Below are 25,606 nucleotides of genomic sequence, written 5' to 3'. Positions count from 1 at the left end.
CGCGGTAATTCTTATCGTTTCATATAGCGCCCGTGGTTTAACTTGAAAAAAACCCCCGGCACCGCTTAGCGGCGTTCTTAGACCATCGTAATGCGGAGATAATAGGGAAATGATGTGGCGAGGCGGTTTTCTCGCCGGTCGCCAAAAAACCGTCCTGATATCCGGCTCTTCCGGTCAGGAATAATGCGGCAACGCCGACAGCAACCGGTGCAGCGTGTCGATCGTCGAGAAATCGGCAATGCCATCCACCCGTTCGGGCCGGAAATGGCGCTGGAAAGCTTCCACGTCGCCTGCCGTTTTTTCGGAGAATTCACCCGTGATTTCAGTGCTGTAACCATAAAGAGACAGCATCGATTGCAGCGCTTCCACAGGTTGGCCGGTATCGCCGCGCTGGAAGAAGCGCCCACCGGTGATCGTTGCCGGCTCGACCCAGTGGCCGATGCCTGCCCGGTGGAGCTCGGCCCAGGGGAATTTCTCACCCGGATCGACCTTGCGGATCGGGGCGACATCGGAATGCCCGAGCACCCGTTCCGGCACGATCGACCAACGTTTGACACAGTCGCGACACAATTCGATCACCGCGGCGATCTGCTCTTTCGGATAATCAGGGAGCCCGCCGGGATGGCCGGCATTGGCGATCTCGATGCCGATCGACAGCGAATTGATATCGGTCTCGCCGTGCCAACTGCTTTTTCCCGCATGCCAGGCACGTTGCATTTCCGGCACGAGCTGCACCACCTCGCCGTTCTCATGCACGAAATAATGGCTGGAAACCTGGCTCTCGGCGCGACAGAGCCAGTCGAGCGCACCATCTGCCGTCGGCATGCCGGTATAGTGCAGCAGGATCATGTCGGGACGGCGCCCATCCGCCCGTTCGCCATGGTTCGGCGAAGGCTGCACGCGGGCGCTTCTGCAGTCGGCCTCGAAAGAGGTCATGCGGCGCGGCGTTCCTTCTCGATCGCCTCATAGGCCGCGTTCAGCGCCGCCATGCGCTCATTGGCGATCACATGGAATTCCTTCGGCACGCCACGCGAGATCAGCCGATCGGGATGATGTTCGCTGACGAGGCCGTAGTAACGGCGGCGGATGGACGGGAAATCATCCGAAGGCGAGACGCCGAGCACCTTGTAGGGATCGCCGCCGGACGAGACGTGGCGGGCGGCAATCTGCTCGAAGCGGGTCTCGCTCATCTGGAAGATCTCACCGATATGGCGCAGAAAATTCAGTTCCTTCTCGTGGATCAGCCCGTCGGCCTTGGCGATGTGGAAGAGGCCGTCGAGCACGTCTTCCAGCACCGTGCAATTGGCCGCACAGGTGACGCACAGCGTGGAGAGTCGTTCGGCATAGGCTTCGTAGCCGGCAACGTCTTGGCGCGCGAGGTTATAAAGCCTGGCGACGTTCTTTGCCTGATCCTGCGGGAATTCGAAGATTTCGCGAAAGGCTTCGACCTCCTTCTCGCTAACGATGCCGTCGGCCTTGGCCATCTTGGCCGACAGCGCGATGATCGCCACGGAGAAAGCCACCTTACGCCGGGTCTCGGGATCGCCTTCGAAAACCGTGCGGATAGCCTCGACCACCGCAGACAGCGCATTGCCTGCAGTATTGCCAATGGCATTCAACAGTTTTTCCCAGAAGGACATCGAAAATCTCACACACTTGTCAACTTATAGGCAAACAGCTTGACCAAAGAATCGCAGCCTTTGCAAGGCGACTATTGGTCGTAGGGCCGAACACAGTTTTCACGATTTGGTAATTGTCGCACCGCAGCAAACGTTTCATCGCGCCCGCTTCATCTCGTATCAGGCGACTGACCGGCAGTCGCCGGCACCCGCCCGGCACGTGGGCTCCGGTGCGCGCGACGGAAATTTCCACAACAGTTCTCGGCGAGCAGATCGGGCTTGAAACGATTATATCGCACTTCCAGTCGCCTTTGCAGTCCAACGCGGCAGAAAGGCGCGTTTTTCGTAAATTCTTTACTTTACAGGCCCCTTTCCCTGCCGCATCCATGCGCTAGGTAACGCCGCCGCACCGAAACGCCATAGGAGGGATCATGGCCAAGCAGAAAGTCGCAATGCTGACCGCCGGAGGCCTGGCGCCCTGTCTCTCTTCCGCTGTCGGTGGCCTCATCGAACGCTACAGCGACGTCGCGCCCGATCTCGATATTGTCGCTTACAAGTCGGGCTACCAGGGTGTGCTCATCGGCGACAGCCTCGAGATCACCCGCGAGATGCGCGAAAAAGCGCCGCTGCTGCACCGCTACGGCGGCTCGCCGATCGGCAATAGCCGCGTCAAGCTCACCAATGCCGCCGACTGCGTCAAGCGCGGCCTGGTCAAGGAAGGCGAGAACCCGCTGCGGGTCGCCGCCGAACGCCTTGCCAATGACGGCATCACCATTCTCCACACGATCGGCGGCGACGACACGAACACCACGGCCGCCGACCTTGCGGCCTACCTCGCCGCCAACGGCTACGATCTGACCGTCGTCGGCCTGCCGAAGACTGTCGACAATGACGTCGTACCGATCCGCCGGTCGCTCGGCGCCTGGACGGCCGCCGAAGTTGGCGCGCATTTCTTCGACAATGTCGGCAACGAGCAGACGGCCGCGCCGCGCACTCTCGTCATCCACGAGGTGATGGGCCGCCATTCTGGCTGGCTGACGGCCGCCACCGCTCGCGCCTATCTCCAGCGCACCAGCGGCAACCAGTATGTCGATGGCCTGATGATGAACGCACATCTGAAGAGCATCGACGCCGTCTACCTTCCTGAGATGGCCTTCGACCTCGACGCTGAGGCCGCCCGTCTGAAGGAGAGCATGGACCGCAACGGCCACGCTACCGTCTTCGTCTCGGAAGGCGCCTGCCTCGACGCCATCGTCGCCGAGCGCGAAGCCGCCGGCGAGACCGTCAAGCGCGACGCCTTTGGCCATGTGAAGATCGACACGATCAATGTCGGCGCCTGGTTCCAGAAGCAGTTCGCCAATCTCTTGAACGCCGAGCGTTCCCTCGTGCAGAAATCGGGCTATTTCGCTCGCTCCGCGCCTGCCAACGGCGACGACCTCAGGCTGATCCAGAGCATGGTCGATCTCGCCGTCGAAAGCGCTCTCAATAAAATCTCCGGCGTCACCGGCCACGACGAAGGCCAGAACGGTAAATTGCGCACTATAGAATTCCCGCGCATCAAGGGCGGCAAGACTTTTGATCTTTCGACGGGATGGTTTGCCGAAGTCATGGACAATATAGGCCAGAAATACAAAGAAGCGTGATTGACGGATGGTTAATATGATGTCTTTGCTTATTCCCGAGGAATAGGAGGAGACACCATGTCACTTGAAGCTTGGCTCGCTTTTGCGGCTGCATCCGCCATCATGCTGGCCATACCGGGACCGACGATACTGCTCGTCGTTTCCTATGCGCTCGGTCATGGACGCAGGACGGCGTTTGCGACGGTGAGCGGCGTGGCGCTTGGTGACTTCACGGCGATGACGGCTTCTCTCTTCGGTCTCGGCGCCGTTCTGGCCGCCTCCGCGACCCTCTTCACCGTCTTGAAGTGGATCGGCGGCGCCTACCTGATCTGGCTGGGAATCAAGCTCTGGCGGGCTCCCATCATCGGCGAACCGGTTGCCGACAACGACAATCTGCCGGAGGAGAAGTCGCTCAAGATCTTCTTCCACGCCTATGTCGTCACCGCCCTCAATCCGAAGAGCATCATCTTCTTCGTCGCCTTCGTGCCGCAGTTCCTCAATCCGGCCCTGCCCTTTGTCGGGCAGATGGCGATCATGGAAGCGACCTTCCTTGTACTGGCGATCCTCAACGCCTCCACCTACGCTTTTCTCGCCCATACCGCGCGCGGATTGATTCGCAAGGCGAGCATCCAGCGCGCCGTAAACCGCACCGGAGGCACTCTGCTGATCGCTGCAGGTGCCGTAACGGCCGGATATCGCCGTATTGCAGCCTAGAAATATTCCGTGGTTGCCGGAATGTCACGAATAGGTTAATGGGGTCACCAGGGCTTAAGGTTTTTGGTAACTTTTATACGCTGCCGGGGCGGCGCGATTTCACGAAAGTGGCGGAATGGTAGCGATCGGATTATGCGGCCTGAAACGCAGTCTTGTCGTTTCCACGATACTCTGCGGCATGATGACGGGATGTGCGAGCGTCGAATACACGTCCCAGACCGAACTGACCGCTGTCCAGACCGTCGTGCCGATGCCGAAACCCGGCGAAGATGCAACACTCGCCGCGATCCCGACAGCCGAAGGTGCAGCCGTGGCCGACGCCACCATTCCCCAGGCATCACCCTCCTCCCTGACCGCAACGGCGATGCCGGCCGTGACAGCTTCTCAGCCTGGCGATCTTACAATGCCGCCGGCAGCCTATGCGCAGATCCCGCTGACGCCCGAGATGACGGCGATCCAGTCCGTCGTGCCGACGCCGCGTCCGGGAACGCCGGCACAGCCGACGACGCAGCTTGCCTTTGCCGCCACACCGCAGAACAGCGCGCTTGCAGCACTGGCCGCAGTCGACACCACGCCGCGCGCCAGCATGGACTACGGTTTCGACGAATCCGGGCCGATCGATCCGCCGACGGCGCCACCGATGTTCAGCGATGACGACAAAGACGATGCGCCGACGGTCGAGAAGAGCTTCGTCACCAAGCTCATTGCCAAATATTCGAAGCTCTACGAAATTCCCGAGACGCTGCTCCACCGCATCGTCCATCGCGAGAGCCGCTATAATCCGAAGGCCTACAACAAGCGCGGCTATTTCGGCCTCATGCAGATCAAGTACAACACCGCCAAGTCCATGGGTTATGACGGTGCCCCGGGTGGCCTCTTTGATGCCGAGACCAACATCAAATATGCCGCGAAATATCTGCGCGGCGCCTGGCTCGTCTCCGACAATAAGGAAGACGATGCCGTCCGCCTGTATGCGCGCGGCTATTATTACGACGCCAAGCGCAAGGGCATGACCGACATCGCCCAAGGAAATTATTGAAATCTGGAGATAACGGCTGAAGCCCTTGCCTATGGCAGTGGCTGAGCTTGTCGTTGCGATCCGGCCTGCTGCTGCGGCGCCCCCGATTGCGGCAGGGCCGCCAGGATCGCCTTCAGCAGCACCTGCGGCTGATAGTTGAGCCGGCTCGGCGTCAGGCCAAGTCTGACGACCACCAGATTGGCGGAGGGGACGATCGCCATGCTCTGCCCGTCATGTCCCGTCAGCCAGAACGTATCCTCCGGCAGCCCGGCCTCAGCGCTCGAGTTGTCGCCGGGGCCAGCCAGCCAAGCCTGACCTTGCGTATACCGCCCGTTCGAAGCCGCCGTCGGAGTGCGCATGGCGCCGACGAAACCCTCCGGCAACAGCCGCTGGCCATTCCAGACGCCGTCCTGGAGCAGGAACTGCCCGAAGCGCGCCCAGTCATGCGCCGTCGCATAGAGATAGGAGCTTCCGGCAAAGGTGCCGCGCGCATCGAGCTCGAACACGGCGCTCGTCATGCCGAGCGGCGAAAACAACGCATCGTGCGGATAAGAAAAGGCCGCCTGAGTATTGCCGACCCTGTCCATCCAGATGCGCGACAGCAGCACGGCCGTGCCACTCGAATAGCGGAAGCGTTGACCGGGTGCGGCCTCCATCGGCGCATTGGCCGGCAGCGATACCATGTCGGGATTGAGGTAGAGCATGCGCGTCACATCGGCGACGTCGCCATAGTCCTCATTGAAGGCAAGGCCGCTCTCCATGCCAAGCAGGTCGGAAACCTTGATCCTGGCGCGCGCATCGTTCTTCCACTGCGCCAGCAGCTTATCATCGTCGAAGGAGATCTTGCCCCCGAGCATCAGCCGGCCGAGGATCGTCGCATTCACCGTCTTCGTCATCGACCAGCCGATCAGCGGCGTCTTCGCCGAGAAGCCGGGGCCATAGGCCTCAGTGACGATGCGGCCATCGCGCACCACCACGATCGCCCGCATTGCCGGGCCGGCAACTCCGGTATCGGCAAGCAGCGCGGCGATCTTTCCGTCCTGCCGATCGCCGGTGCCCTCACCCTCCGGCCATAATGCATCGTTCGCCTGCACCTTGGCCGGCGGATCGAAGGGCACCGCATTCGCCGCCGCCTCGAAATTGCCGTCCGGCACGCTCGTGCAGCCGAAAGCGCCGCGATAGAGCGCATAACTCGGCGCAAACAGCCCCATGAAGCGCGCCGTCACACGGTCGTTGTCGCGGTCGACGCTGACGCGCACCAGCCGCAGCAACGGATTTCCGGGCGCCTGGACATCGTCATGGAGCACATCCTCAGCCTCTCGGCCAGCAATGAAGACGTTGGAACAGACGATCTTGGCGGCATAACCGTCGCCGACGCGCAGCAATTCCGGCGGCCGGATGAAGAGCCAGGCGGCAGCAGCGATGACGACGAGAACGAGAAGGAGAGCGAGCGCCTTCAGGATACGCAGGGCAAATCGCATGGCATTCCTCCCTGCCGGGAGAGAAGCAGGAATCGCACGCGCCGGAAAGGGGCCGGAACGAAGAAGGCTCGTCATTGCGATCACTTTCCCAGGAGTGCGGGCAATCGATTTTCGCGAGAGCAAACGATCGCTCTCCCAAGGAGGTCGAAGTCTCCGAAGAACGGTGCCCCACAGCCCGCGTCATCAAACTGTAGCAGAGGCGCGTTACACGCCCTGAACGCTAAAAAGGTGACAGACTCATGTCAGAATTTGCACCGGATGCCGGCTTCCGCAAGAACCGGAAACTCAAGGACGCCCTTCTCCGCCACAAGGCTTTTTCGAAGGATGGCTTTTCCGAGCGTCTCTTCGGCCTTCTCTTTTCCGGCCTCGTCTATCCGCAGATCTGGGAGGATCCGGATCTCGACATGCAGGCGATGGAGCTGAAGCCCAACCATCGCATCGTCACCATCGGTTCTGGCGGCTGCAACATGCTCGCCTATCTCTCCGAGGCGCCGGCCTCAATCGACGTCGTCGATCTCAACCCGCATCACATCGCCCTGAACCGCCTGAAGCTTGCCGCCTTCAAACACCTTCCCGGCCATGCCGATCTCGTCCGCTTCCTGGCGATGCCGAACGAGAAGTCGAACAGCCGCGCCTACGACCAGCATCTCGCCGCCCGCCTCGATGAGGCGACCCGCAGCTACTGGAACGGCCGCAAATTCGGCCGCCGCCGTGTCACCGTCTTCGACCGCAACATCTACGAAACCGGTCTGCTCGGCCGCTTCATCGGCGCGGCCCATCTTCTTGCCCGCCTGCATGGCGTCAAGCTGCGCGAGATGACCAAGACCCGCTCGATCCGCGAGCAGCGCCAGTTCTTCGACGAGCAGATCGCGCCGCTCTTCGAAAAGCCGGTCGTGCGCTGGATCACCGGTCGCAAGAGCTCGCTCTTCGGCCTCGGCATTCCGCCGCAGCAATATGACGAGCTCGCAAGCCTTGCGGCCGATCATTCGATCGCGCCGGTTTTGAAGCACCGCCTGGAAAAGCTCGCCTGTCATTTCCCGATGAGCGACAACTATTTCGCCTGGCAGGCCTTCGGCCGCCGCTACGGCACCGAAGCGGAAGGCCCGCTGCCGACCTATCTGAAGTCGGAGCACTATGAGGTGATCCGTGCCAACGTCGACCGCGTCAACGTCCACCACGCAAGCTTTACCGAGCTTCTCGCTCGCGAGCCGGCCGCCTCGCGCGACCGCTACATCCTGCTCGACGCACAGGACTGGATGACCGACGAGCAACTGAACGACGTCTGGACTGAAATCACCCGCACGGCGCGCGAAGGCGCCCGCGTGATCTTCCGCACCGCCGCAGAAAAAAGCATTATCGAAGGCCGCCTGGCGCCTGTGATCCGCGACCAGTGGGATTACTTCGAGGAGAAGTCGCGTGAACTGACCGCGCTCGATCGTTCGGCAATCTACGGCGGCTTCCACATTTACGGGAAGAAGGCGTGAGCAAGGTCGGCACTGAGGCGGCGGGAAAGAGCAATGAACATGCCAGCCTGATGGATGGCATGTACCGCTACCAGCGGCATATCTACGACCTGACCCGCAAATATTACCTTCTCGGCCGCGACAGCACGATCCGCCATCTCGACGTGCCCGAAGGCGGCACTCTGCTTGAAGTCGGCTGCGGCACCGGGCGCAACATGGCCTTCGCCCACAGGCATTTCCCGACCGCCAAACTGTTCGGCCTCGACATTTCACAGGAAATGCTGATTTCGGCGCGCAGGACCTTCGCCACCAAGGCGACGATCCCGGAATTCCGCATCGCCGATGCCACGGCGTTCACACCGCGCGAATTCGGCGTCAGCGGCTTCGACCGCATCCTCATTTCCTATGCCTTGTCGATGATCCCGGACTGGGAGCGCGCCGTCGATGCATCGATCGCCGCGCTCAATCCCGGCGGCCAGCTGCACATCGTCGATTTCGGCCAGCAAGAAGGTTTGCCGGGCTGGTTCCGGCGCATGCTGCAGTCCTGGCTTGCGAAATTCCACGTCACCCCGCGCGCCGATCTGCGTGAGGTTCTGGAAGCGCAAGCCCATGAAAACAACGCGATATTGTTGTTCGATACCGTCGGCGGCGGTTATGCCTGGCGGGCTGCCATTATCAGCAAGCGCTTATAATTCGCTTGAAACTAACCGATTTTTTACGTTGATATGGTGAAAAGAGGATTATCCTCTGCTGGCTCGTCATCTTCGAAGGTCAGGCTGTGGGGCAAAGAGATCATTCGAGTTACGACAGGACGCCCATGCGCCGGTTTTTGTTTTGCGTTTTGCCCCTGGCCATCCTGCTGGCCGGCTGCAGCTCTTCCGGTCATGACTATCTCGAAACGGCGTCGATCAAACCGAAGACACGCTTCAAGGATACCGATCCGCAGGATTTCGGGGCGAAGCATCCGCAGGAGAACGCGATCCACGGCATCGACATCTCCAAATGGCAGGGCGATATCGACTGGGGCACGGTGAAGAATTCCGGAGTGGCCTTTGCCTTCATCAAGGCGACGGAAGGCAAGGACAGGGTCGATCCGCGCTTCGACGAATACTGGCGCGAGGCCCGCGCCGCCGGCATCCCGCACGCTCCCTATCATTTCTATTATTTCTGCTCCTCCGCCGACGAGCAGGCCGACTGGTTCATCCGCAATGTGCCGAAGGAGGCCATGCGCCTGCCGCCGGTGCTTGACGTCGAATGGAACGCCGAATCGAAGACTTGCCGCTACCGCCCCGACGCTGAAACGGTGCGTGCCGCAATGCAGCGTTTCATGGATCGGCTGGAGGCCTATTACGGCAAGCGCCCGATCATCTATACCTCGGTGGATTTCCATCGCGACAATCTCGCCGGCTACTTCCAGGATTATCATTTCTGGGTCCGTTCAGTCGCAAAACATCCCGAGGTGACCTACTCCGACCGCCGCTGGGCCTTCTGGCAATATACCTCGACCGGCGTTATTCCCGGCATCAATGGTCCCACAGATATCAATGTCTTCGCCGGCAGCGCAAAGAACTGGAACAATTGGGTCGCGGCCGTTTCCAAGGATAGAAATTCTTAGTAACGTCTTGCGATGTTTCTTGCTTCCGTCACATTCGTCTGTGAAAGCGACGGCAATCTGTTTGATATAAGGACCGCATCCATGCACCGCTCGCTCGCAAGCCGCTCTGCACTCGCTCTTCTGTTTGCCCTCGCCCTCGCAGGCGGCGCGGCCGCCCAGCAGGCGCCAGACGCAGCCCCGGCAGCGCCCTGCGGCGACGATCTGTCAGCCTTCCTCGATGGCGTCAAGAAAGATGCGGTCGCAGCCGGCGCAAGTGCGGCAGCCGCCGACGAGGCCTTCGCCGGCGCCGAGATCGACCCCAAGGTCCTGAGCCGTGATCGCGCTCAGGGCGTCTTCAAGCAGACCTTCCTCGAATTCTCCCAGCGCACCGTCAGCCAGGCCCGCCTCGACATCGGCCGCCAGAAGATGAAGCAATATGCCGACGTCTTTGCCCGCGCCGAGCAGGAGTTCGGCGTCCCGCCGGGCGTCATCACCGCCTTCTGGGCGATGGAAACCGATTTCGGCGCCGTCCAGGGCGATTTCAACACCCGCAACGCCCTGGTGACGCTGTCGCATGACTGCCGCCGCCCGGAACTCTTCCGCCCGCAACTGATCGCCCTTGTCGAGATGGTTCAGCACGGCGACCTCGACCCCGCCACCAATACCGGCGCCTGGGCCGGCGAGATCGGCCAGGTGCAGATGCTGCCGCGCGACATCGTTGTCTATGGCATGGATGGCGACGGTGATGGTCATATCCGCCTGAAGCAAAGCAGCCCGGATGCCATCCTGACGGCGGCGAAATTCATCCAGCATCTCGGCTTCGAGCGCGGCCAGCCCTGGCTGCAGGAAGTGACTCTGCCCGATAATCTGCCCTGGGAAAAATCCGGCCTCGGCGGCACGATGAAAGCGGGAGAGTGGTTCGCGCTCGGTGTCAAGCCGCGTGACGGCAATACCGCATTCGGCAACCTCGAAGGCGACCTCGTTCTGCCGCAGGGCCGCATGGGGCCGGCCTTCATCGCCTATCCCAATTTCAAGATCTATCTCGAATGGAACAAGTCGTTCATCTACACGACCTCGGCTGCCTATTTCGGGACGCGCCTTTCGGGCGCCGAGCCCTATCTCAAGGGCGTGCCGGAACAGGGGCTCGCCAGCGACCAGATGAAGGCGCTGCAGACCAAGCTGCAGTCGCTTGGCCATGATGTCGGCGAGATCGACGGCATCCTCGGCTCCGGCACGCGTGTCGCGATCCAGAAGGAACAGCAGCGCCTCGGCATGCCCGCCGATGGCTGGGCGACGCCTGCCCTTCTCAACGCTCTCTGATCTCCGCTGACTTTTTACCGCCGCCCGCTTCGCAAGAAACGGGTGGCGCGATCCGCTGCTTGCGCTAAAGGATCAAGTCGAAATCCGGTGCCGGCTTTCGGCAAGACGAGCGGCTCACGGTGGAGGAAGCGACGTGGACAGCAGGATGAATGCTTGGACCTGGGGCCTGCTGGTCCTGCTCGGCCTGATCTGGGGCGGCTCCTTCTTCTTTGCCCGCATCGCCGTCCAGCATGTGCCGCCGCTGACCCTCGTCTTCTTCAGGCTGCTGCTCGCGGCGCTGGCGCTGCATATCTATATCGCCGGCCGTTTCGACTTCTATGCGATCCTCAAGGCCCGCTGGCGCGAATTCCTGATCCTCGGGCTCATCAACAATGCCCTGCCGCACGCGCTGATCTTCTTCGGCCAGACCCGCATCGGCGCCGGTCTTGCGGCGATCCTGAATGCAACGACACCGATCTGGACCGTGCTGATCGCCAACTACTTCACCTCAGACGAGAAGCTGTCGCCGGCAAAGATCGCCGGCTGCCTCGTTGGCCTGATCGGAACGATCGTGCTGATCGGACCCGGCATGTCGGCCGGCGGTGAAGCCCCGCTCTGGGCACTGCTTCTTCCCGTGCTTGCCGCCATCTCCTATGGCTTCGCCGCCACTTACGGCAAACGCTTCAAGGATGTTCCTGCCCCTGTCACCGCAGCCGGCCAGTTGACCGCCTCCTCGCTGATTGCGCTGCCGCTGTCGCTGCTGACCGATCGTCCCTGGGCGCTTGCCGCACCGCCGCTGGATGCGCTCCTGGCCATCCTGGCGCTGGCGCTACTGTCGACGGCCTTCGGCTACATCCTCTATTTCCGGATCATGGCGACCGCCGGCGCCACCAACGCCTCGCTCGTCACGCTGCTGGTGCCGCCGAGCGCCATTCTTCTCGGCGTGCTTTTCCTCGGCGAAAGGCTCGCACTTGGCGAATTGGCCGGCATGGCGCTGATCGGTTTCGGCCTCATCATTCTCGATGGCCGCGCCTATCGCCTGCTGGCGAAAGCTGTTTGAACCGGTTGCGAATTTCGTATGTTTTCAACCGGTTGCCGATCCGCCATGTTTTAGACGCATAGGTAAATCCACAATCGCCTGATTTAACGGCATGTTAAATTGTGTGAACAAAAAACTGTTGAAAATTATCTATTTATTTCAAAGGTTTGCAAGAGCACCATTCGACTTATCCACCGAACCGTTCTGCAGCGCAGCATAAGATCTGCTTCCCAACCGACATATTTCAGACATATTATCGGCCGGTTAACGCGAGGAGACAGACATGGGACTCACGCAATCCTTGAATGTTCTGTTGGTCAGTGCTGCGTTTGCTTTCGTCTTGTCCATGCTCTTCATCTGAGCCGGCCGGCGAAGGTGTGACGACTGATAGTGCCTGAACTCCTGAATAGCTGATCAATCCGCCAACGAAAAAGCGCATGTCCCGCCCGACATGCGCTTTTCACTTCTACAGCGCCGCGCGTCTTTCAGACGCGCAAAGATCAGGCGGCTGCGCCCGCACTTTTTGCCGCCGGGCGGGAGAGGCCGAGATTGTCGAGCACGGCGGAAACCAGCGGCGCGCGGTTCATCGTATAGAGATGGAAATCATGGATGCCACGCCGGACGAGATCCTCGATCTGTTCGGCGGCGACCTCGGCGGCGACCTTCGCCCGCTCCTCGGGCTTGTCGTCGAATCCTGCAAAGCGTTCGTCGAGGAAGGCGGGGATGATTGTGCCGCAGGCCCCGGCGAAGCGTTTCAGCTGCGTCAGGTTCTGGATCGGCATGATGCCGGGCACAACGGGGATCGAGATGCCGGCGCCGCGCACCCGTTCCAGGTAGCGCTCGAAATTGTCGTTGTCGAAGAAGAATTGCGTCAGTGCCCGGTCGGCGCCATTGTCGGCCTTGCGCTTCAGCATGTCGATATCGGCCGCCGTATCGCGGCTCTCCGGGTGTTTTTCCGGATAGGCGGAGACCGAAATCTCGAAATCGCCAATTTCCTTGAGGCCGGCCACCAGCTCCGCGGCATTGGCATAACCGCCTGGATGCGGCTGGTAGGGCGCGCCGGCGCCGCCTGGCGCATCGCCGCGCAGCGCCACGAAATGCGTCACGCCGGCTTTGCGGAAGGTGTCGACCACCTGGTGCGTCTCTTCCTTCGTCGCACCGACGCAAGTGAGATGCGAAGCAGTGGCAAGCGGCGTCTGCGACAGGAACCGCGTGACGGTGGAAAGTGTCGGCGCTTTGGTGGTGCCGCCGGCGCCATAGGTCACCGACACGAAATCCGGGTCCCAGTCCTGCAACTGGCCGACGGCGTGCCAGAGCTGGCCTTCCATCTCCTCCGATTTGGGCGGAAAGAATTCGAAAGAGACTCTAATGTCGTTGCGGCCGCGTGCTTCGTTTTTCAAAGCCATGTCATACCCTCCCGGCAAATGTAGGTTCAGCGCCCTCGCTCGTCTGCGAAGCCATCAGGCGCCTCGGATCGCGCGCGAGCCAGACGGTGACCGTCAAGCCTTGCCCGCTTTGCTGACCCGGATGAAGATCGACGGCCTGCTCGACGTCGAGCCCGGCCTTGCGCAGCCAGTCGGACATCGCCTGGTGCGAAAAGCCGAGACGGACATGCGCATGCTCGTCGCGGAGATATTCGAGCGTGTGCGGCGCCAGGTCGATGACCACGAGCCGACCGCCCGGCCGGAGCATGCGCGCCGCTTCCGCGATCGCAATTTCCGGCTGATCGAAGAAATGCAGCACCTGATGGATCGTCACCAAGTCGAAATCCTGTCCCTCGAACGGCAGGTTCAGGATATCGGCGTGGCGCACGGTGGCCTTGGTGATGCGGGACTTGTCGAGATTGGCGCGCGCCACGCTCAGCATGTCACGGCTGGCATCGACGCCGATCGCCCGGCGGTAGAGGCCGGACAGAAGCTCGAGGATGCGGCCGGTGCCGGTGCCGAGATCAAGCAGAGAATCGATCGGCTGGTTACCGAGCAGCCGGATGACGGCAGCGTCGACCTCCTCATCAGCCGCATGCAGGCGGCGAAGCTCGTCCCATTCGGCCGCGTTGCGGCTGAAATAGGCCTGCGCCCGCTCGGCGCGCTGACGCTTGACTTGCGACAGCCGCTCGCCATCGCGAAGGATGGTCGGATCGTTCTCGGAGACATGCTTGAGCAGGGCCCGCACCAGCATGGCCGCCTTGCCATCCTGCTTCAGACGGAAATAGGCCCAAGCGCCCTCCTGATATCGTTCGATCAGTTCGGCTTCGCCGAGCAGCTTCAGATGGCGGGAGATGCGCGGCTGGGACTGGCCGAGAATTTCGGTAAGATCGGTAACCGTCAGGTCGCCGCCGTCAAGAAGCGCCAGAAGACGCAGGCGCGTGGGCTCGCCGGCCGCCTTCAAGACGTCCACCAGCGCATCCAGTCCAAGCTTCAACGGTTCGCTCATCTCTAATCCAATCAAGACATAAAGATATCTTTATGTGATTTGAAAAGCAGTGGCAAGCAGCAATTCGCTCTCTCCACGAAATTGCCTGCTCAGATTGCGACAGAGCCCGACATGAAAAAGCCCCAGCGAATGAACTGAACCCCGAGGTTGGATGTCCAACTTTCGGGGGCCAGTTCAGAACCGGGGCTCTCACAAACGAAAAATGGGTGAAATCAGCGTGTCAGACGCTTATGGGCCTGGCTGCCCGGGTTGAGGGCGTCGGGGCCGAGACGACGAACCTTGTCCTGTTCATAATCCTCGAAGTTGCCTTCGAACCATTCGACATGGCCGTCGCCTTCGAAAGCCAGAATATGCGTCGCCAGCCGGTCGAGGAACATGCGATCATGGCTGATGATGATGGCGCAGCCGGCGAAGTTTTCCAGCGCGTTTTCAAGGGCACCCAGCGTTTCCGTATCGAGGTCGTTGGTCGGTTCGTCGAGCAGCAGAACGTTGCCGCCGGCCTTCAGCATCTTGGCAAGGTGAACGCGGTTGCGCTGACCACCGGAGAGATTGCCGACCTTCTGCTGCTGATCGCCGCCCTTGAAGTTGAAGGCGCCGCAATAGGCGCGGGAGTTCATGTCGAACTTGCCGAGCTTGATGATTTCGGCGCCGCCGGAAATTTCCTCCCATACCGTCTTGTCGGCCGCAAGGGTGTCACGGCTCTGGTCGACATAACCGAGATGCACGGTTTCGCCGATGCGGATCGAACCCCCATCCGGCTTTTCCTGACCGGTGATCATCCTGAATAGCGTCGTCTTGCCGGCGCCGTTCGGGCCGATGATGCCGACGATGCCGCCGGGCGGCAGCTTGATCGACAGGTCGTTGATCAGCGTGCGGCCCTCGAAGCCCTTGGTGACGCCCTCCATCTCGATGACCACCTGGCCGAGGCGCTCGCTGACCGGGATGATGATCTGCGCGTCGCCGGGACGCTGCTTCTCGGCGGCATCCACCAACTGCTCGTAGGACTTGATACGGGCCTTGGACTTGGCCTGACGGGCCTTCGGGCTGGAAGCGATCCATTCCTGTTCGCGGCTGATCGCCTTCTGGCGCGATGCGTCTTCGCGGCTTTCCTGCAGCATGCGCTTGGCTTTCGCCTGCAGGTAGGCCGAATAGTTGCCTTCGTAGGGAATGCCACGGCCGCGGTCGAGTTCGAGGATCCATCCGGTGACGTTGTCCAGGAAGTAGCGATCGTGGGTAATCATCATCACGGCGCCCGGATAGTCGCGCAGATGTTTTTCGAGCCAAGCGATGGTTTCGGCGTCCAGGTGGTTGGTCGGTTCGTCGAGCAGCAGCAGGTCCGGCTGCGAAAGCAGCAGGCGGCAGAGCGCGACACGGCGTCGCTCACCACCCGAAAGGCTGGTGACATCGGCGTCGCGCGGCGGGCAGCGCAGCGCTTCCATCGCCATTTCGACCTGGCTTTCCAGATCCCAGAGGTTCTGGCTATCGATGACGTCCTGAAGCTTGGCGCCCTCTTCCGCCGTCTCGTCGGAATAGTTCATCATCAATTCATTGTAGCGATCGAGGACAGCCGTCTTCGAGGCAACGCCTTCCATGACGTTCTCGAACACCGTCTTGTTTGCATCGAGATGCGGCTCCTGCTCCAGATAGCCGACGGTCGCACCTTCGGCGAGCCAGGCTTCGCCGGTATACTCCTTGTCTTGGCCTGCGATGATGCGCAGCACGGTGGATTTACCCGCGCCGTTCGGACCAAGGATACCGATCTTGGCATCCGGGTAGAACGAAAGGTGGATATTCTCCAGGATCTTCTTGTTGCCATAGGCCTTGTTAAGGCCGGACATATGATAGATGAACTGACGTGCCATGCTGCGCTGCTCCGGGCGGGAAACTTCGATTGTGCCGCTATGTAGGCGAAACAGCGCCTGCGGGCAACGCCGAAACCCGGTTTACTCAGGATTTCCGGTCAAAAGCCCGCAGCGTCGACGACGCCCTCGTCGCAGCCGAACGACGTTTTTCCCGCACCCTGGATCAGATCGGCGAGGCCCGTACTTTTCGCCGATGCCGCCCCGGCGGCTTCCGAAAGCCCGATCGTCAGCTCGCTGATCAGCCTGACATTGCCGGCCCGTCGGCAGCTCATCTTGACGCGGTCGCCGGCGCCCGGCCCGAAACTCTTGTCGAAAGCCGCCTTGATCGCTTCGGACTTGACCGGCTTGCCGATGTTGGCAGCGAAGAGATCGCGCACGGCCGACGCGTTCAGTGCGCCCACCAGATGCACGCCGACACCGAAATAGTCGTCGGCGCTCATCTTCGTGCAGGTGCCATGCTTCACCCATTCATGCCGTTCCAGGCCGGATTCCGTGCCGGGCATCGCCTTTGCCAGCGCCGTCTTCGTCTCGGCCGCAAGCGTGACCTCCGGCAGCTTGTTCCAGTCGCCATCCTTGTCGGCGGTCTTCTGCTCGGCGCTCACCCCGCAATAATCCTCCCGCATCGGCCAGAGCCCGTGCAACGAGAAGTTCGTCGCGTCGGGGCGCTCGCCGGTCTGGCTTGCGCATTCGGCCTTCTTCTGGTTCGTCTGGCAAAAGGCCGGCTGCCAGCTCGCCGCCAGAATGAAGCGGGTGCGCCCGCCAGCCTCCTGCGCCACGGCGGCGCCGGCAACAACCATCGACAAGGCAATCGTCAAGGTACGCAACTGCATGCTGCTCATTTCAACCCCCAAAAAAGAACAATACAGGAACAAATAAGCACGAAGATCGAATGGCCGCAACCCTGAATCGCAACAGGGCCGCAATTTATTGTCGGATAATCAAGCACCCATGTTGCAATTGCCCAGCGATCTGGTCTGTTGCCGCCGGGAGGATCCATATGTTTGCTGAAACGCAAAGGCTGGCCGTGCCTGGGGCGTCGCTGGCCTATCACCATGCCAAGGCCGAAGCTGCAGCTCGTGCCATCCTGTTGATATCGCACGGCTTGGCCGAACATTCGAAACGATACCGCTCCTTTGCCGAGGCGATGGCGGCGCGCGGCTATCACGTCTATGCCCATGATCACCGAGGCCACGGCGAGACGACGGCACCCGATGCGCCGATCGGTCGCTTTGCCTGGCGGGGTGGGGTCGAAAAGGTGGCCGGCGACGTCATCGCTATGCGCGGTTATGCGGCCTCCCGCCATCCCGGCCTGCCTGTGATCCTCTTCGGCCATTCGATGGGCGGCCTCATCGCCCTCAACGCTGCCGTCACGGCTCCGGCCGACTTCGACGCCGTCGCGATCTGGAATTCGAATTTCGCCGTCGGCCTTGCCGGCCGCGCCGCCCAGGCGATCCTGCTTGCCGAGCGCATGCTGAAGGGCTCCGACGTGCCGAGCGGCCTGCTGCCGAAGCTTACCTTCGGCACCTGGGGCAAATCCATTCCCGGCCGCCGCACCGAGTTCGACTGGCTGTCGCGTCTTCCCGATGAAGTCGACAAGTATGTCACCGATCCGCTCTGCGGCTTCGACGCCTCAGTCTCTCTCTGGCTCGATCTCTTCGAGCTGACCTTCCGCGCGCCGCAGAAAATCCACCTCGACCGGCTGCCGCGGGACATGCCGATCCATCTCGTCGGAGGCGGGGAGGATCCTGCGACGGAGCGTGGAAAAGCCCTGCTCTGGCTGTCAAACCATTTGAAAGGGCAAGGCTTCTCCCGTATCAGCACTGAGATATATCAGGACATGCGTCACGAAACACTAAATGAGATCGGTGCGGATGCGGCGATCGCAGCCTTCGCGGACTGGTGCGACAGGGCCGTCGCAGGATCCTGAGCGACCAATATCCTGAGGCAGGGATTTCATCATGAACAGCACCTCCGCCCGCCCTGTTTCGTCCGCCTCCGACGTGACTATGGGGCTTGCGCTGATGTTTATCTCGGTGATGTTATCGCCGATCATCGATATCTTCGCCAAGCTTGCCATCCTCACCGTCCCGTCCGCCGAAATCACCGCCGCCCGCTTCGCCGTGCAAGCGCTCTGCATGCTGCCAATCGTCGTGTGGCGGCGCAGCTTCGCCGATTTTTCCTGGCGCCAGAGCCTGTTCCACGCGATCCGCGGCGCGATCATCACGATCTCGATGATCTCCTTTGTCACTACGCTGAAATACATGGCAGTCGCTGACGCAATAGCGATCTTCTTCGTCGAACCGATCATGTTGACGATCCTCGGCGGTATCTTCCTGAAGGAGATGATCGGTTGGCGGCGTTACACGGCCTGCGGCGTCGGCTTCTTCGGAGCGATGCTGATCATCCAGCCGAGTTTCGAAGAGGTCGGCTACATCGCTCTTCTGCCTGTCGTCAGCGCCTTCTGTATTGCGATCTTCGTGCTGATGACCCGCGTGCTCTCGCATAGGGAAGATCCCTGGTCGATGCAGTTCCAGATGGGCATCTGGGGCCTGCTCTTCTGCATCATCCTGCTTTATCTCAGCCGGGGAACCGGCTCCGACATCTTCGATCCGGTCATGCCGGAAGGCCGCGCCTGGTTCTATCTCGCCGGCGTCGGCGCTATGGCCGCGATATCGGGCATCCTTGGCGTCTATGCTTATCGCGCAGCACCGGCTTCAACGCTTGCGCCGCTGCAATATTTCGAGATCGTCTCGGCAACGATCTTCGCCTGGCTGGTCTTCGGCGACTTCCCGAACGCGCTCAAATGGCTCGGCATCATAATTATCATGGCGTCTGGCTTCTATATCCTCTGGCGCGAGCGGCGCTTTGCATCGAAACCGGTATCCGATACATCAGAGGCGACGTGGACGCCGTAAATCTAGAATGAGAGTACAATTCCGAAAACCGCTCACACTTTTCGGCACTATGCTCTGAACCTGCCGGAGGAACATGACGGAGACCGTGACGAAAAAACCGCCGCTTGCCGGCATCCGGGTGATCGAGCTTGCCCGCGTGCTCGCCGGCCCCTGGGCGGGACAGATGCTCGCCGATCTCGGCGCCGACGTCATCAAGGTCGAAAATCCAGACGGCGGCGACGATACGCGCCAATGGGGGCCACCTTTCGTCGAGGGCGCCGACGGCAACAACCTCTCGGCCGCCTATTACCACGCCGCCAATCGCGGCAAGCGCTCCGTCACCGCCGACCTGAAGAGCGCCGAAGGCCAGGATCTCGTCCGCCGCCTCGTCTCCACCGCCGATGTGGTGATCGAGAATTTCAAAGTCGGCGGCCTCGTCAAATACGGGCTCGATTATGACAGCCTGCGCAAGGCGAACCCGAAGCTCGTCTATTGTTCGATCACCGGCTTCGGGCAGAACGGCCCTTACGCCAGCTTCGCCGGCTACGACTACATCGTCCAGGGCATGTCCGGCTTCATGTCGATCACCGGTGAGCCGGACGGCCAGCCAATGAAGGCAGGTGTTGCCATCGCCGATATCTTCACCGGCATCTATGCCGTCTCGGCGATCGAAGCCGCCCTGATCCACGCCCTGAAGTCAGGCGAAGGCCAGTTGGTCGACGTGGCCCTGCTCGATGTGCAATCGGCCGTGCTCGCCAACCAGAACATGAATTACCTGGTTTCCGGCGAGGCACCGACCCGCCTCGGCAACGCCCATCCCAATATCTCGCCCTATGAGGTCGTGCCGACGGCTGACGGGTATCTCATTCTCGCAGTTGGAAATGACGGCCAATTCCGCCGCCTCTGCAGCGTCCTCGGCCTGGAGACCATCGCCGGTGACGAGCGTTTTGCCACCAACAAGGCGCGCGTCGGCAATCGCGGCGAAGTGCACCGCCTCATCTCCACCGAGACGCTGAAATGGCAGAAGGCGGATCTGCTGAAGGCCTGTGAAGCGAACGCGGTTCCATCAGGCGCAATCAACACGATCGAGGAAATGTTCGCCCATCCGCAGGTGCGGGCCCGCGGCCTGCGCATCAACCTTGAGGATGGCGTCGGCACCGTGATCCCCGGTGTCAGGACGCCCGTGGTGCTGTCGGAGACGCCGCTGCATTATATCAGGCCGAGCCCGCGTCTCGGCGAACACCAGGCAGAAATTCTGGCGGAACTCGCCGAGCGCGAGAGAAAGGCGTCGTCATGAGGAAGGCATCGTCATGAAGAAGACGGGCGGGGAACTGATCGTCGAGGCGCTGAAGGCGAACGGTGTCAAACGTCTCTCCTGCGTGCCCGGCGAGAGCTTCCTCGCCGTGCTCGACGCGTTGCGCGACAGCGATATCGACGTCCTCGTCTGCCGCCAGGAGGGCGGAGCGGCGATGATGGCGGATTGCTGGGGCAGGCTGACCGGCGAACCCGGCATCTGCATGGTGACCCGCGGCCCCGGCGCCACCAACGCCTCCGCCGGCCTGCATATATCAAGGCAGGACTCGATCCCGATGATCCTGTTCATCGGCCAGGTGCAGCGGGAAGCACGCGAGCGCGAGGCCTTTCAGGAGGTCGAATTCCGCCGCGCCTTTACCGAATTCGCCAAATGGGTGGGCGAGATCGACGATGCCGCCCGCATTCCCGAGTTCGTCACCCGCGCCTTTGCGGTCGCAACGTCCGGCCGGCCCGGCCCTGTCGTGCTGACGCTGCCGGAGGACATGCTGCGCGATGAGGTCGAAGCACCCCGCGCCAGGCATTATGCCAATGTTGAGGCCCATCCCGGCCGCCGCCAGATCGACGATTTCTGCGTAAGATTGCTGAAGGCCGAGCGTCCGATGGTCATCCTTGGCGGCACACGTTGGGATGCCGATGCGGTCGCCGATTTTCAGAGCTTCGCCGAGCGTTTCCACCTGCCTGTCGGCTGCTCCTTCCGCCGGCAGATGCTGTTCGATCATCTCCATCCCTGCTACGCCGGCGATGTCGGCATCGGCATCAATCCGGCATTGGCAAAGGAGATCAAGGAGAGCGACCTGCTGATCCTGCTTGGCAGCCGCATGTCCGAAATGCCGTCCTCGTCCTATACGCTGATCGATATCCCCTACCCCCAGCAATCGCTGGTGCATATCTATCCCGACCCTTCCGAGCTCGGCCGCATCTACCGTCCGGATCTTGCCATTTGCGCCGCACCTGCCGATTTCGTCGCCGGGCTCGCCGATCTGGAAGCGCCGGCCAAACCACATTGGACCGAGCGCACCGTGCGCCTGCACCAGGCCTATCTCGCCTGGTCGAAACCACCCTCGACAGGTCCAGGCGCTGTCCAGATGGGGCCGATCATGGAATGGCTGGAGGCCAATACCGGGCCGCAGGCGATCTTCACCAATGGTGCGGGCAACTACGCCACTTGGGTGCACCGCTTCCATCGTTTTCGCCGCTTCAACACTCAGGCCGCCCCCACCTCCGGGTCAATGGGTTACGGCCTGCCGGCGGCGGTGGCAGCCAAGCGGCTGTTTCCCGAGCGTGAGGTCATTTGCTTTGCCGGCGACGGCTGCTTCCTGATGCACGGCCAGGAATTCGCCACCGCCATCCGCTACGAGCTGCCGATCATCGCAATCGTCGTCAACAACGGCATGTACGGCACGATCCGCATGCATCAGGAGCGCGAGTATCCCGGCCGCGTCAGCAGCACCGATCTGACCAATCCCGACTTCGCGGCCCTTGCCCGCGCCTATGGCGGCCACGGCGAGACGGTGGAAACGACGGCGGATTTCGCCCCGGCCTTCGAGCGAGCACGCGCCAGCGGCAAGCCGGCAATCATCGAGGTCAAGCTCGATCCCGAAGCGATCACGCCGACACGCACGCTTTCCGAAATCGCGCAAACAAAAAGCCGGTGAGCACGCGCAGCGCTCACCGGCTTCAGGCAATCGAAATGGTGCGACTTAGAGCGGTTCAGCTTTTCATAGAAGCGCAGAGCCGCTCTAACCTTTGGTTTTTGCGCAATTCCGGACGGAAAACCGCTTCGCACTTTTCCTGGAGTTGCTTTAGCCGAGTGCTGCCGTAATGATGAACTCGACCTTGTATTTCGGCGCAGCGAGCTTGGCTTCGCTGGTGGCGCGGGCCGGCGGATTGGCCGGATCGATCCAGCCTTCCCAGACGGCGTTCATCTCGGCGAAATCGGCGATATCGGACAGGTAGATGATCGTCTGCAGGATCTTCGACTTGCTGCTGCCTGATGCAGCCAGCAGGCGGTCGACTTCGGCAAGGGAGGACTTGCACTGATCGGTGACGCTTTCGCCCTCGCCGACCTGGCCTGCGAGATAGACCGTGTTGCCGTGAATGACGGCGCCGCTCATGCGCGAGCCGACGTCGATACGCTTGATGCTCATTATAGTCTCCTGAGTGAATGGCAGGTGGCGGCGCTGAGGTTCAACGCCGGAAAATCGGCCCCCCGAACGGGCTCAACTACGGATATGGTGGGTCTTCTGGTAAATCGCCGTCGAGCGTGCGCCAGAGCGGCAATAGCCGAGCATTGGCCGCGGGAATTCATCGAGCGCGTCGACCATGCCCTGTACGGCTTCCTCGGTCACGCCCATCGGTCCAACCGGCACATGGGCGATCTCGAGGCCGAGCTCCCTGGCGCGCGCCTCAATGACGGAGAACGACGTCTGGTCGGGACTTTCGTGGTCGGGACGGTGGCAGACGATCGATTTGAACCCCAGCGCCTTGATCTCGTCGAGCTCCTCCAGCGTGATCTGGCCTGAAACCGAATATTCATCGTCGATCTGGCGAATATCCATCGTCTTGTCTCCTCAAAAATCGTGGGTTGAAGGTCTACGACGGAGGTCTGCCAGCGTCAACAACACTTCTCTCATAGGAAAGCAAAGGTCAGCGCATAGCTGCGGCTCTCGCCTGGCGCCAGCATGTGGAACTCGCCGGCTGCCTGAAGCTCGTCGCGCGATATCCAGCGATGCGAAACGGGCTCGATTCCGATGATATGGGCGGGCGCCTTCTGGTTCCGCCAGACCTGCAGATGGGGCAGCGTGTCGGCGCGGAAGCGCACGCGCAGCGTCCTGCCGCCGATTGCGGCGATCGGTCCGAGGCGGACCTCCGCAAAACCCTCCTCCGCAGCCGGCGCCGCGACGCAGAAGATGCCACCCGGCTCCTCCCCGAATGCCCAGGGGAAACCGCCATTCTCCAGCATCCGGCCTTCAAGCCGTGTGCCCTCGTCCAGCCATTTGCCGCCGGTGTTCATGTGATACATCAGGAACGTCGGCACCGTCCGATCGCTCGTATTGACGACCCGATCCTCGAGCCGCACCTCGCCGCTCGCCCCATCGATCCGCCACAGCCGCTCGATGCGCTGCGGCAATCCTTCGATGGTGGTGATGTCGATATCGGCGCGGCATTCGGCGTTGCCATTCTCGAATTTCGTCCACAGCACCTTTGCCGCATGGCCGGCGGCCGATCCGTGCAGCGGATAGACCTTGCCATCATCCCGGCCCGGGATCGGCTGGCGGTGGCGGATATGATCCGGCCCGCAGGTGAAGAGAAAGCCCTCGAGCGAGTGATCGATCTGCGTATCACCGTCGTCGGGAATGGCACGTTTCGGCGCGATGTCGACGCCGTCGACGATACATCCGCCGATATCCAGCACCGATGTTTCGTCCAGCATCAGGCGCGGCCCGCTTGCGGCGGCAAATTCGATCATCACAGTCTCCTCGGGGAATTGTCGCTTTTAGAGCGCCGTGCGTCCTTTCGGACGCACAAAGGACGCTAACACTTTGAATCGACGCATCCTGCTTTCCGAAAATCCAATCCGATTTTCGGAAAGCAGGATGCGCTAGCGTTAGGTTTCGCGTCGCCATTCGTCAATCGGCGTCGTCCCCATCTTGCGTTTTTGCAGCAACCGTGGATTTTGCGGAACTGACACAAGGACGCAAACGTTTATGAGTAAAAGGAAATCTTAGTGATTTTCATATTTTGTTCAGCACGCTTTCATAAATTCCATACTAGCGTCAAAATTCGCAGGTGTGTGTCTGCCAGTCACTGTTCGAGGTATGAGACGTGAATCGCTTTTTGAAGTCGGCCTTTTGCTTCGCGGCCGTCCTGGCTGCCCTTGCGGCTACAGCGCCGGAGGCAGGCGCACAGCAGTTCCGCGATCGCCGCCAGAGCGATATCGTGCTTGTGACGCCAAGCGGCGAAATCCTCGATTATGTTCCAGCTGGCTATATCTACGCCCGCGACCGTAGCGGCAATCGCGTGCTGATCGACGACTATGGCAATGTCGTCGCCACCGAGATGCGCGCCCGCGGCTACTATCCGCCGCGGCCCGGCCCGCGGGAAGTCTATAACGACCAGTACGGCAACGATCCCTATTATCCCGACAACAATCCCGATGGCGACACACGTTATTCCGAGCGCGGCGCCGTCACCGGCGGTATTCCGGGCGATGCGGCGATCGAACGTCAGCCGCTCGGCGACGAGCCCTATCCCGATGACAACAGCATCGGCAATCCGCAGCCTGGCGGCGACTATGCCTCGATCGACCCCGACCAGCAGATCCCGCCCGCCGACCAGCCGAAGACCGCACCCGATGAGCCCGTCATCACGCTGAAGAACAAGTCGAAGCCCGAGATCGTCGCATTGCAGGTCTTCCTCGATCGCGCCGGCATCTCTCCGGGCGTCATCGACGGCCATATGGGCTCGAACGTCACCAAGGGCATCTATGCCTATGACCAGATGACCGGCTCGAAGCTCGATCCGAACGACACCGACGCCATTCTGGAAGAGCTGCGCATGAACGGCGGCCTGCCCGTCGTCAGCTACACGATCACGCCGGCCGATGCCGCCGGTCCCTTCGTCGCTGAGATCCCGGAAGATTATTCGCACAAGGCGCTGCTGCCGTCGCTCGCCTACACCTCGACGACCGAAATGCTGGCCGAACGCTTCCACATGGATGAGGCCTTTCTCAAAGAGATGAACCCCGGCGCCGATTTCACCGTTGCAGGCACCATCATCAAGGTCGTCAATCCGGGCGAGCCGAAGAGCGGCGAAGTTGCCCGCATTATCGCCGACAAGGGCCGCAAGCAGGTCTTCGCCTATGACGGCGCCGGCAATCTCCTCGCCGCCTATCCGGCATCGATCGGCTCCACCGACACCCCTTCTCCGTCGGGCTTGGTAAATGTCGAGCGCGTCGCCCTCAATCCCGGTTATACCTATAATCCGAAGATCAATTTCCAGCAGGGTGCCAACGACAAGATCCTCAACATCCCGCCCGGTCCGAACGGCCCCGTCGGCACCGTCTGGATGGCGCTTTCCAAGCCGACATACGGCATTCACGGCACGCCCGAACCCTCGAAGATCGGCCGCACCCAGAGCCACGGTTGTATCCGTCTGACCAACTGGGATGCGACAGAGCTTGCCAAAATGGTCAAGCCGGGAGTGACGGTCGAATTCGTCGATTGAAATCATTCTCGCGATAGAAACGACAAGG

Annotated in this window: 23 protein-coding genes; 13 read left to right on the top strand and 10 right to left on the bottom strand. The window is 61.3% G+C overall.

What is annotated here, in order from left to right; translation table 11 throughout:
* Positions 1-174: 174 nt before the first annotated feature.
* Both ACS4RR_RS10300 and ACS4RR_RS10295 read right to left on the bottom strand, forming a co-directional pair.
* Positions 175-936, bottom strand: a complete 762-nt coding sequence (locus tag ACS4RR_RS10300; protein ID WP_162115953.1) for an N-acetylmuramoyl-L-alanine amidase — start codon at positions 934-936, stop codon at positions 175-177.
* Positions 933-1,640 (bottom strand): J domain-containing protein, encoded by a 708-nt coding sequence (locus tag ACS4RR_RS10295; RefSeq protein ID WP_222279949.1) that lies wholly within the window; start codon positions 1,638-1,640, stop codon positions 933-935. Before ACS4RR_RS10295 ends, ACS4RR_RS10300 begins: the two co-directional genes overlap by 4 nt.
* 410 nt (positions 1,641-2,050) lie before the next feature.
* Here ACS4RR_RS10295 and ACS4RR_RS10290 point away from each other — a divergent pair, with 410 nt between their 5' ends.
* The 3 genes from ACS4RR_RS10290 (at position 2,051) to ACS4RR_RS10280 (ending at position 4,994) form a co-directional block, all read left to right on the top strand.
* Positions 2,051-3,262, top strand: coding sequence for a pyrophosphate--fructose-6-phosphate 1-phosphotransferase (locus ACS4RR_RS10290; protein ID WP_222279948.1), 1,212 nt, complete (start codon positions 2,051-2,053; stop codon positions 3,260-3,262).
* 57 nt (positions 3,263-3,319) lie between these two features.
* Complete coding sequence (locus ACS4RR_RS10285; protein ID WP_162115951.1) at positions 3,320-3,955, top strand: LysE family translocator; 636 nt, start codon at positions 3,320-3,322, stop codon at positions 3,953-3,955.
* 115 nt (positions 3,956-4,070) lie between these two features.
* Complete coding sequence (locus tag ACS4RR_RS10280) at positions 4,071-4,994, top strand: lytic transglycosylase domain-containing protein (RefSeq protein ID WP_222279947.1); 924 nt, start codon at positions 4,071-4,073, stop codon at positions 4,992-4,994.
* A 29-nt stretch (positions 4,995-5,023) separates the two neighbouring features.
* Here ACS4RR_RS10280 and ACS4RR_RS10275 read toward each other — a convergent pair whose 3' ends face one another.
* A complete protein-coding gene (locus ACS4RR_RS10275) occupies positions 5,024-6,454 on the bottom strand; it encodes a serine hydrolase domain-containing protein (protein WP_456190059.1) in 1,431 nt (476 codons plus the stop codon).
* 239 nt (positions 6,455-6,693) lie between these two features.
* Here ACS4RR_RS10275 and ACS4RR_RS10270 point away from each other — a divergent pair, with 239 nt between their 5' ends.
* The 5 genes from ACS4RR_RS10270 (at position 6,694) to ACS4RR_RS10250 (ending at position 11,870) form a co-directional block, all read left to right on the top strand.
* Positions 6,694-7,938, top strand: coding sequence for a BtaA family protein (locus ACS4RR_RS10270; RefSeq protein ID WP_456190058.1), 1,245 nt, complete (start codon positions 6,694-6,696; stop codon positions 7,936-7,938).
* Positions 7,935-8,609: a class I SAM-dependent methyltransferase gene (locus ACS4RR_RS10265; protein ID WP_222279944.1), complete on the top strand. Its 675-nt coding sequence runs from the start codon at positions 7,935-7,937 to the stop codon at positions 8,607-8,609. Before ACS4RR_RS10270 ends, ACS4RR_RS10265 begins: the two co-directional genes overlap by 4 nt.
* A gap of 125 nt (positions 8,610-8,734) precedes the next feature.
* Entirely contained in the window at positions 8,735-9,532 is a 798-nt protein-coding gene (locus ACS4RR_RS10260) for a glycoside hydrolase family 25 protein (protein WP_162115947.1), read from the top strand.
* Between the two features lie 81 nt (positions 9,533-9,613).
* Entirely contained in the window at positions 9,614-10,831 is a 1,218-nt protein-coding gene (locus ACS4RR_RS10255) for a lytic murein transglycosylase (protein ID WP_456190057.1), read from the top strand.
* Between the two features lie 133 nt (positions 10,832-10,964).
* Positions 10,965-11,870, top strand: a complete 906-nt coding sequence (locus ACS4RR_RS10250; protein ID WP_162115945.1) for a DMT family transporter — start codon at positions 10,965-10,967, stop codon at positions 11,868-11,870.
* Between the two features lie 479 nt (positions 11,871-12,349).
* On the opposite strand, the gene metF is transcribed toward ACS4RR_RS10250, so the two are convergent.
* From metF to ACS4RR_RS10230, 4 genes are all read right to left on the bottom strand, one after another.
* A complete protein-coding gene (gene metF, locus ACS4RR_RS10245) occupies positions 12,350-13,255 on the bottom strand; it encodes a methylenetetrahydrofolate reductase [NAD(P)H] (RefSeq protein ID WP_017965126.1) in 906 nt (301 codons plus the stop codon).
* A 1-nt stretch (position 13,256) separates the two neighbouring features.
* Entirely contained in the window at positions 13,257-14,282 is a 1,026-nt protein-coding gene (locus ACS4RR_RS10240; protein ID WP_018494816.1) for an ArsR/SmtB family transcription factor, read from the bottom strand.
* Positions 14,283-14,494: 212 nt separating this feature from the next.
* Positions 14,495-16,144 carry an energy-dependent translational throttle protein EttA gene (gene ettA, locus ACS4RR_RS10235; protein WP_162115944.1) on the bottom strand — a complete coding sequence of 550 codons (1,650 nt, stop codon included), beginning with the start codon at positions 16,142-16,144 and terminating at the stop codon, positions 14,495-14,497.
* Between the two features lie 98 nt (positions 16,145-16,242).
* Positions 16,243-16,983: a ribonuclease T2 family protein gene (locus ACS4RR_RS10230; RefSeq protein ID WP_456190056.1), complete on the bottom strand. Its 741-nt coding sequence runs from the start codon at positions 16,981-16,983 to the stop codon at positions 16,243-16,245.
* A 158-nt stretch (positions 16,984-17,141) separates the two neighbouring features.
* On the opposite strand from ACS4RR_RS10230, the gene ACS4RR_RS10225 reads away from it, so the two are divergent.
* The 4 genes from ACS4RR_RS10225 (at position 17,142) to ACS4RR_RS10210 (ending at position 22,007) form a co-directional block, all read left to right on the top strand.
* Positions 17,142-18,071, top strand: a complete 930-nt coding sequence (locus ACS4RR_RS10225) for an alpha/beta fold hydrolase (protein WP_456190055.1) — start codon at positions 17,142-17,144, stop codon at positions 18,069-18,071.
* 31 nt (positions 18,072-18,102) lie between these two features.
* Positions 18,103-19,059: a DMT family transporter gene (locus ACS4RR_RS10220; protein WP_260109079.1), complete on the top strand. Its 957-nt coding sequence runs from the start codon at positions 18,103-18,105 to the stop codon at positions 19,057-19,059.
* Between the two features lie 73 nt (positions 19,060-19,132).
* Positions 19,133-20,335, top strand: a complete 1,203-nt coding sequence (gene caiB, locus ACS4RR_RS10215) for a succinate--glutarate CoA-transferase (RefSeq protein WP_456190054.1) — start codon at positions 19,133-19,135, stop codon at positions 20,333-20,335.
* 13 nt (positions 20,336-20,348) lie between these two features.
* Positions 20,349-22,007, top strand: coding sequence for a thiamine pyrophosphate-binding protein (locus ACS4RR_RS10210; RefSeq protein ID WP_407751588.1), 1,659 nt, complete (start codon positions 20,349-20,351; stop codon positions 22,005-22,007).
* Between the two features lie 147 nt (positions 22,008-22,154).
* On the opposite strand, the gene ACS4RR_RS10205 is transcribed toward ACS4RR_RS10210, so the two are convergent.
* The 3 genes from ACS4RR_RS10205 to ACS4RR_RS10195 all read right to left on the bottom strand — a co-directional run bounded on the left by ACS4RR_RS10205 (position 22,155) and on the right by ACS4RR_RS10195 (position 23,821).
* A complete protein-coding gene (locus ACS4RR_RS10205; protein WP_456190053.1) occupies positions 22,155-22,499 on the bottom strand; it encodes a RidA family protein in 345 nt (114 codons plus the stop codon).
* Between the two features lie 72 nt (positions 22,500-22,571).
* Entirely contained in the window at positions 22,572-22,910 is a 339-nt protein-coding gene (locus ACS4RR_RS10200; RefSeq protein WP_017965135.1) for a protein tyrosine phosphatase family protein, read from the bottom strand.
* Between the two features lie 71 nt (positions 22,911-22,981).
* Positions 22,982-23,821, bottom strand: a complete 840-nt coding sequence (locus ACS4RR_RS10195; protein WP_456190052.1) for an aldose 1-epimerase family protein — start codon at positions 23,819-23,821, stop codon at positions 22,982-22,984.
* Between the two features lie 356 nt (positions 23,822-24,177).
* On the opposite strand from ACS4RR_RS10195, the gene ACS4RR_RS10190 reads away from it, so the two are divergent.
* Positions 24,178-25,578, top strand: a complete 1,401-nt coding sequence (locus ACS4RR_RS10190; RefSeq protein ID WP_456190051.1) for a L,D-transpeptidase — start codon at positions 24,178-24,180, stop codon at positions 25,576-25,578.
* Positions 25,579-25,606 lie beyond the last annotated feature (28 nt).

It is taken from the genome of Rhizobium zaerense, from assembly GCF_051810725.1.
Classification (GTDB): Bacteria; Pseudomonadota; Alphaproteobacteria; order Rhizobiales; family Rhizobiaceae; genus Rhizobium; species Rhizobium leguminosarum_I.
Note: the sequence above shows the minus strand (reverse complement) of the source record. Positions and strands in the feature narration are given on the sequence as shown.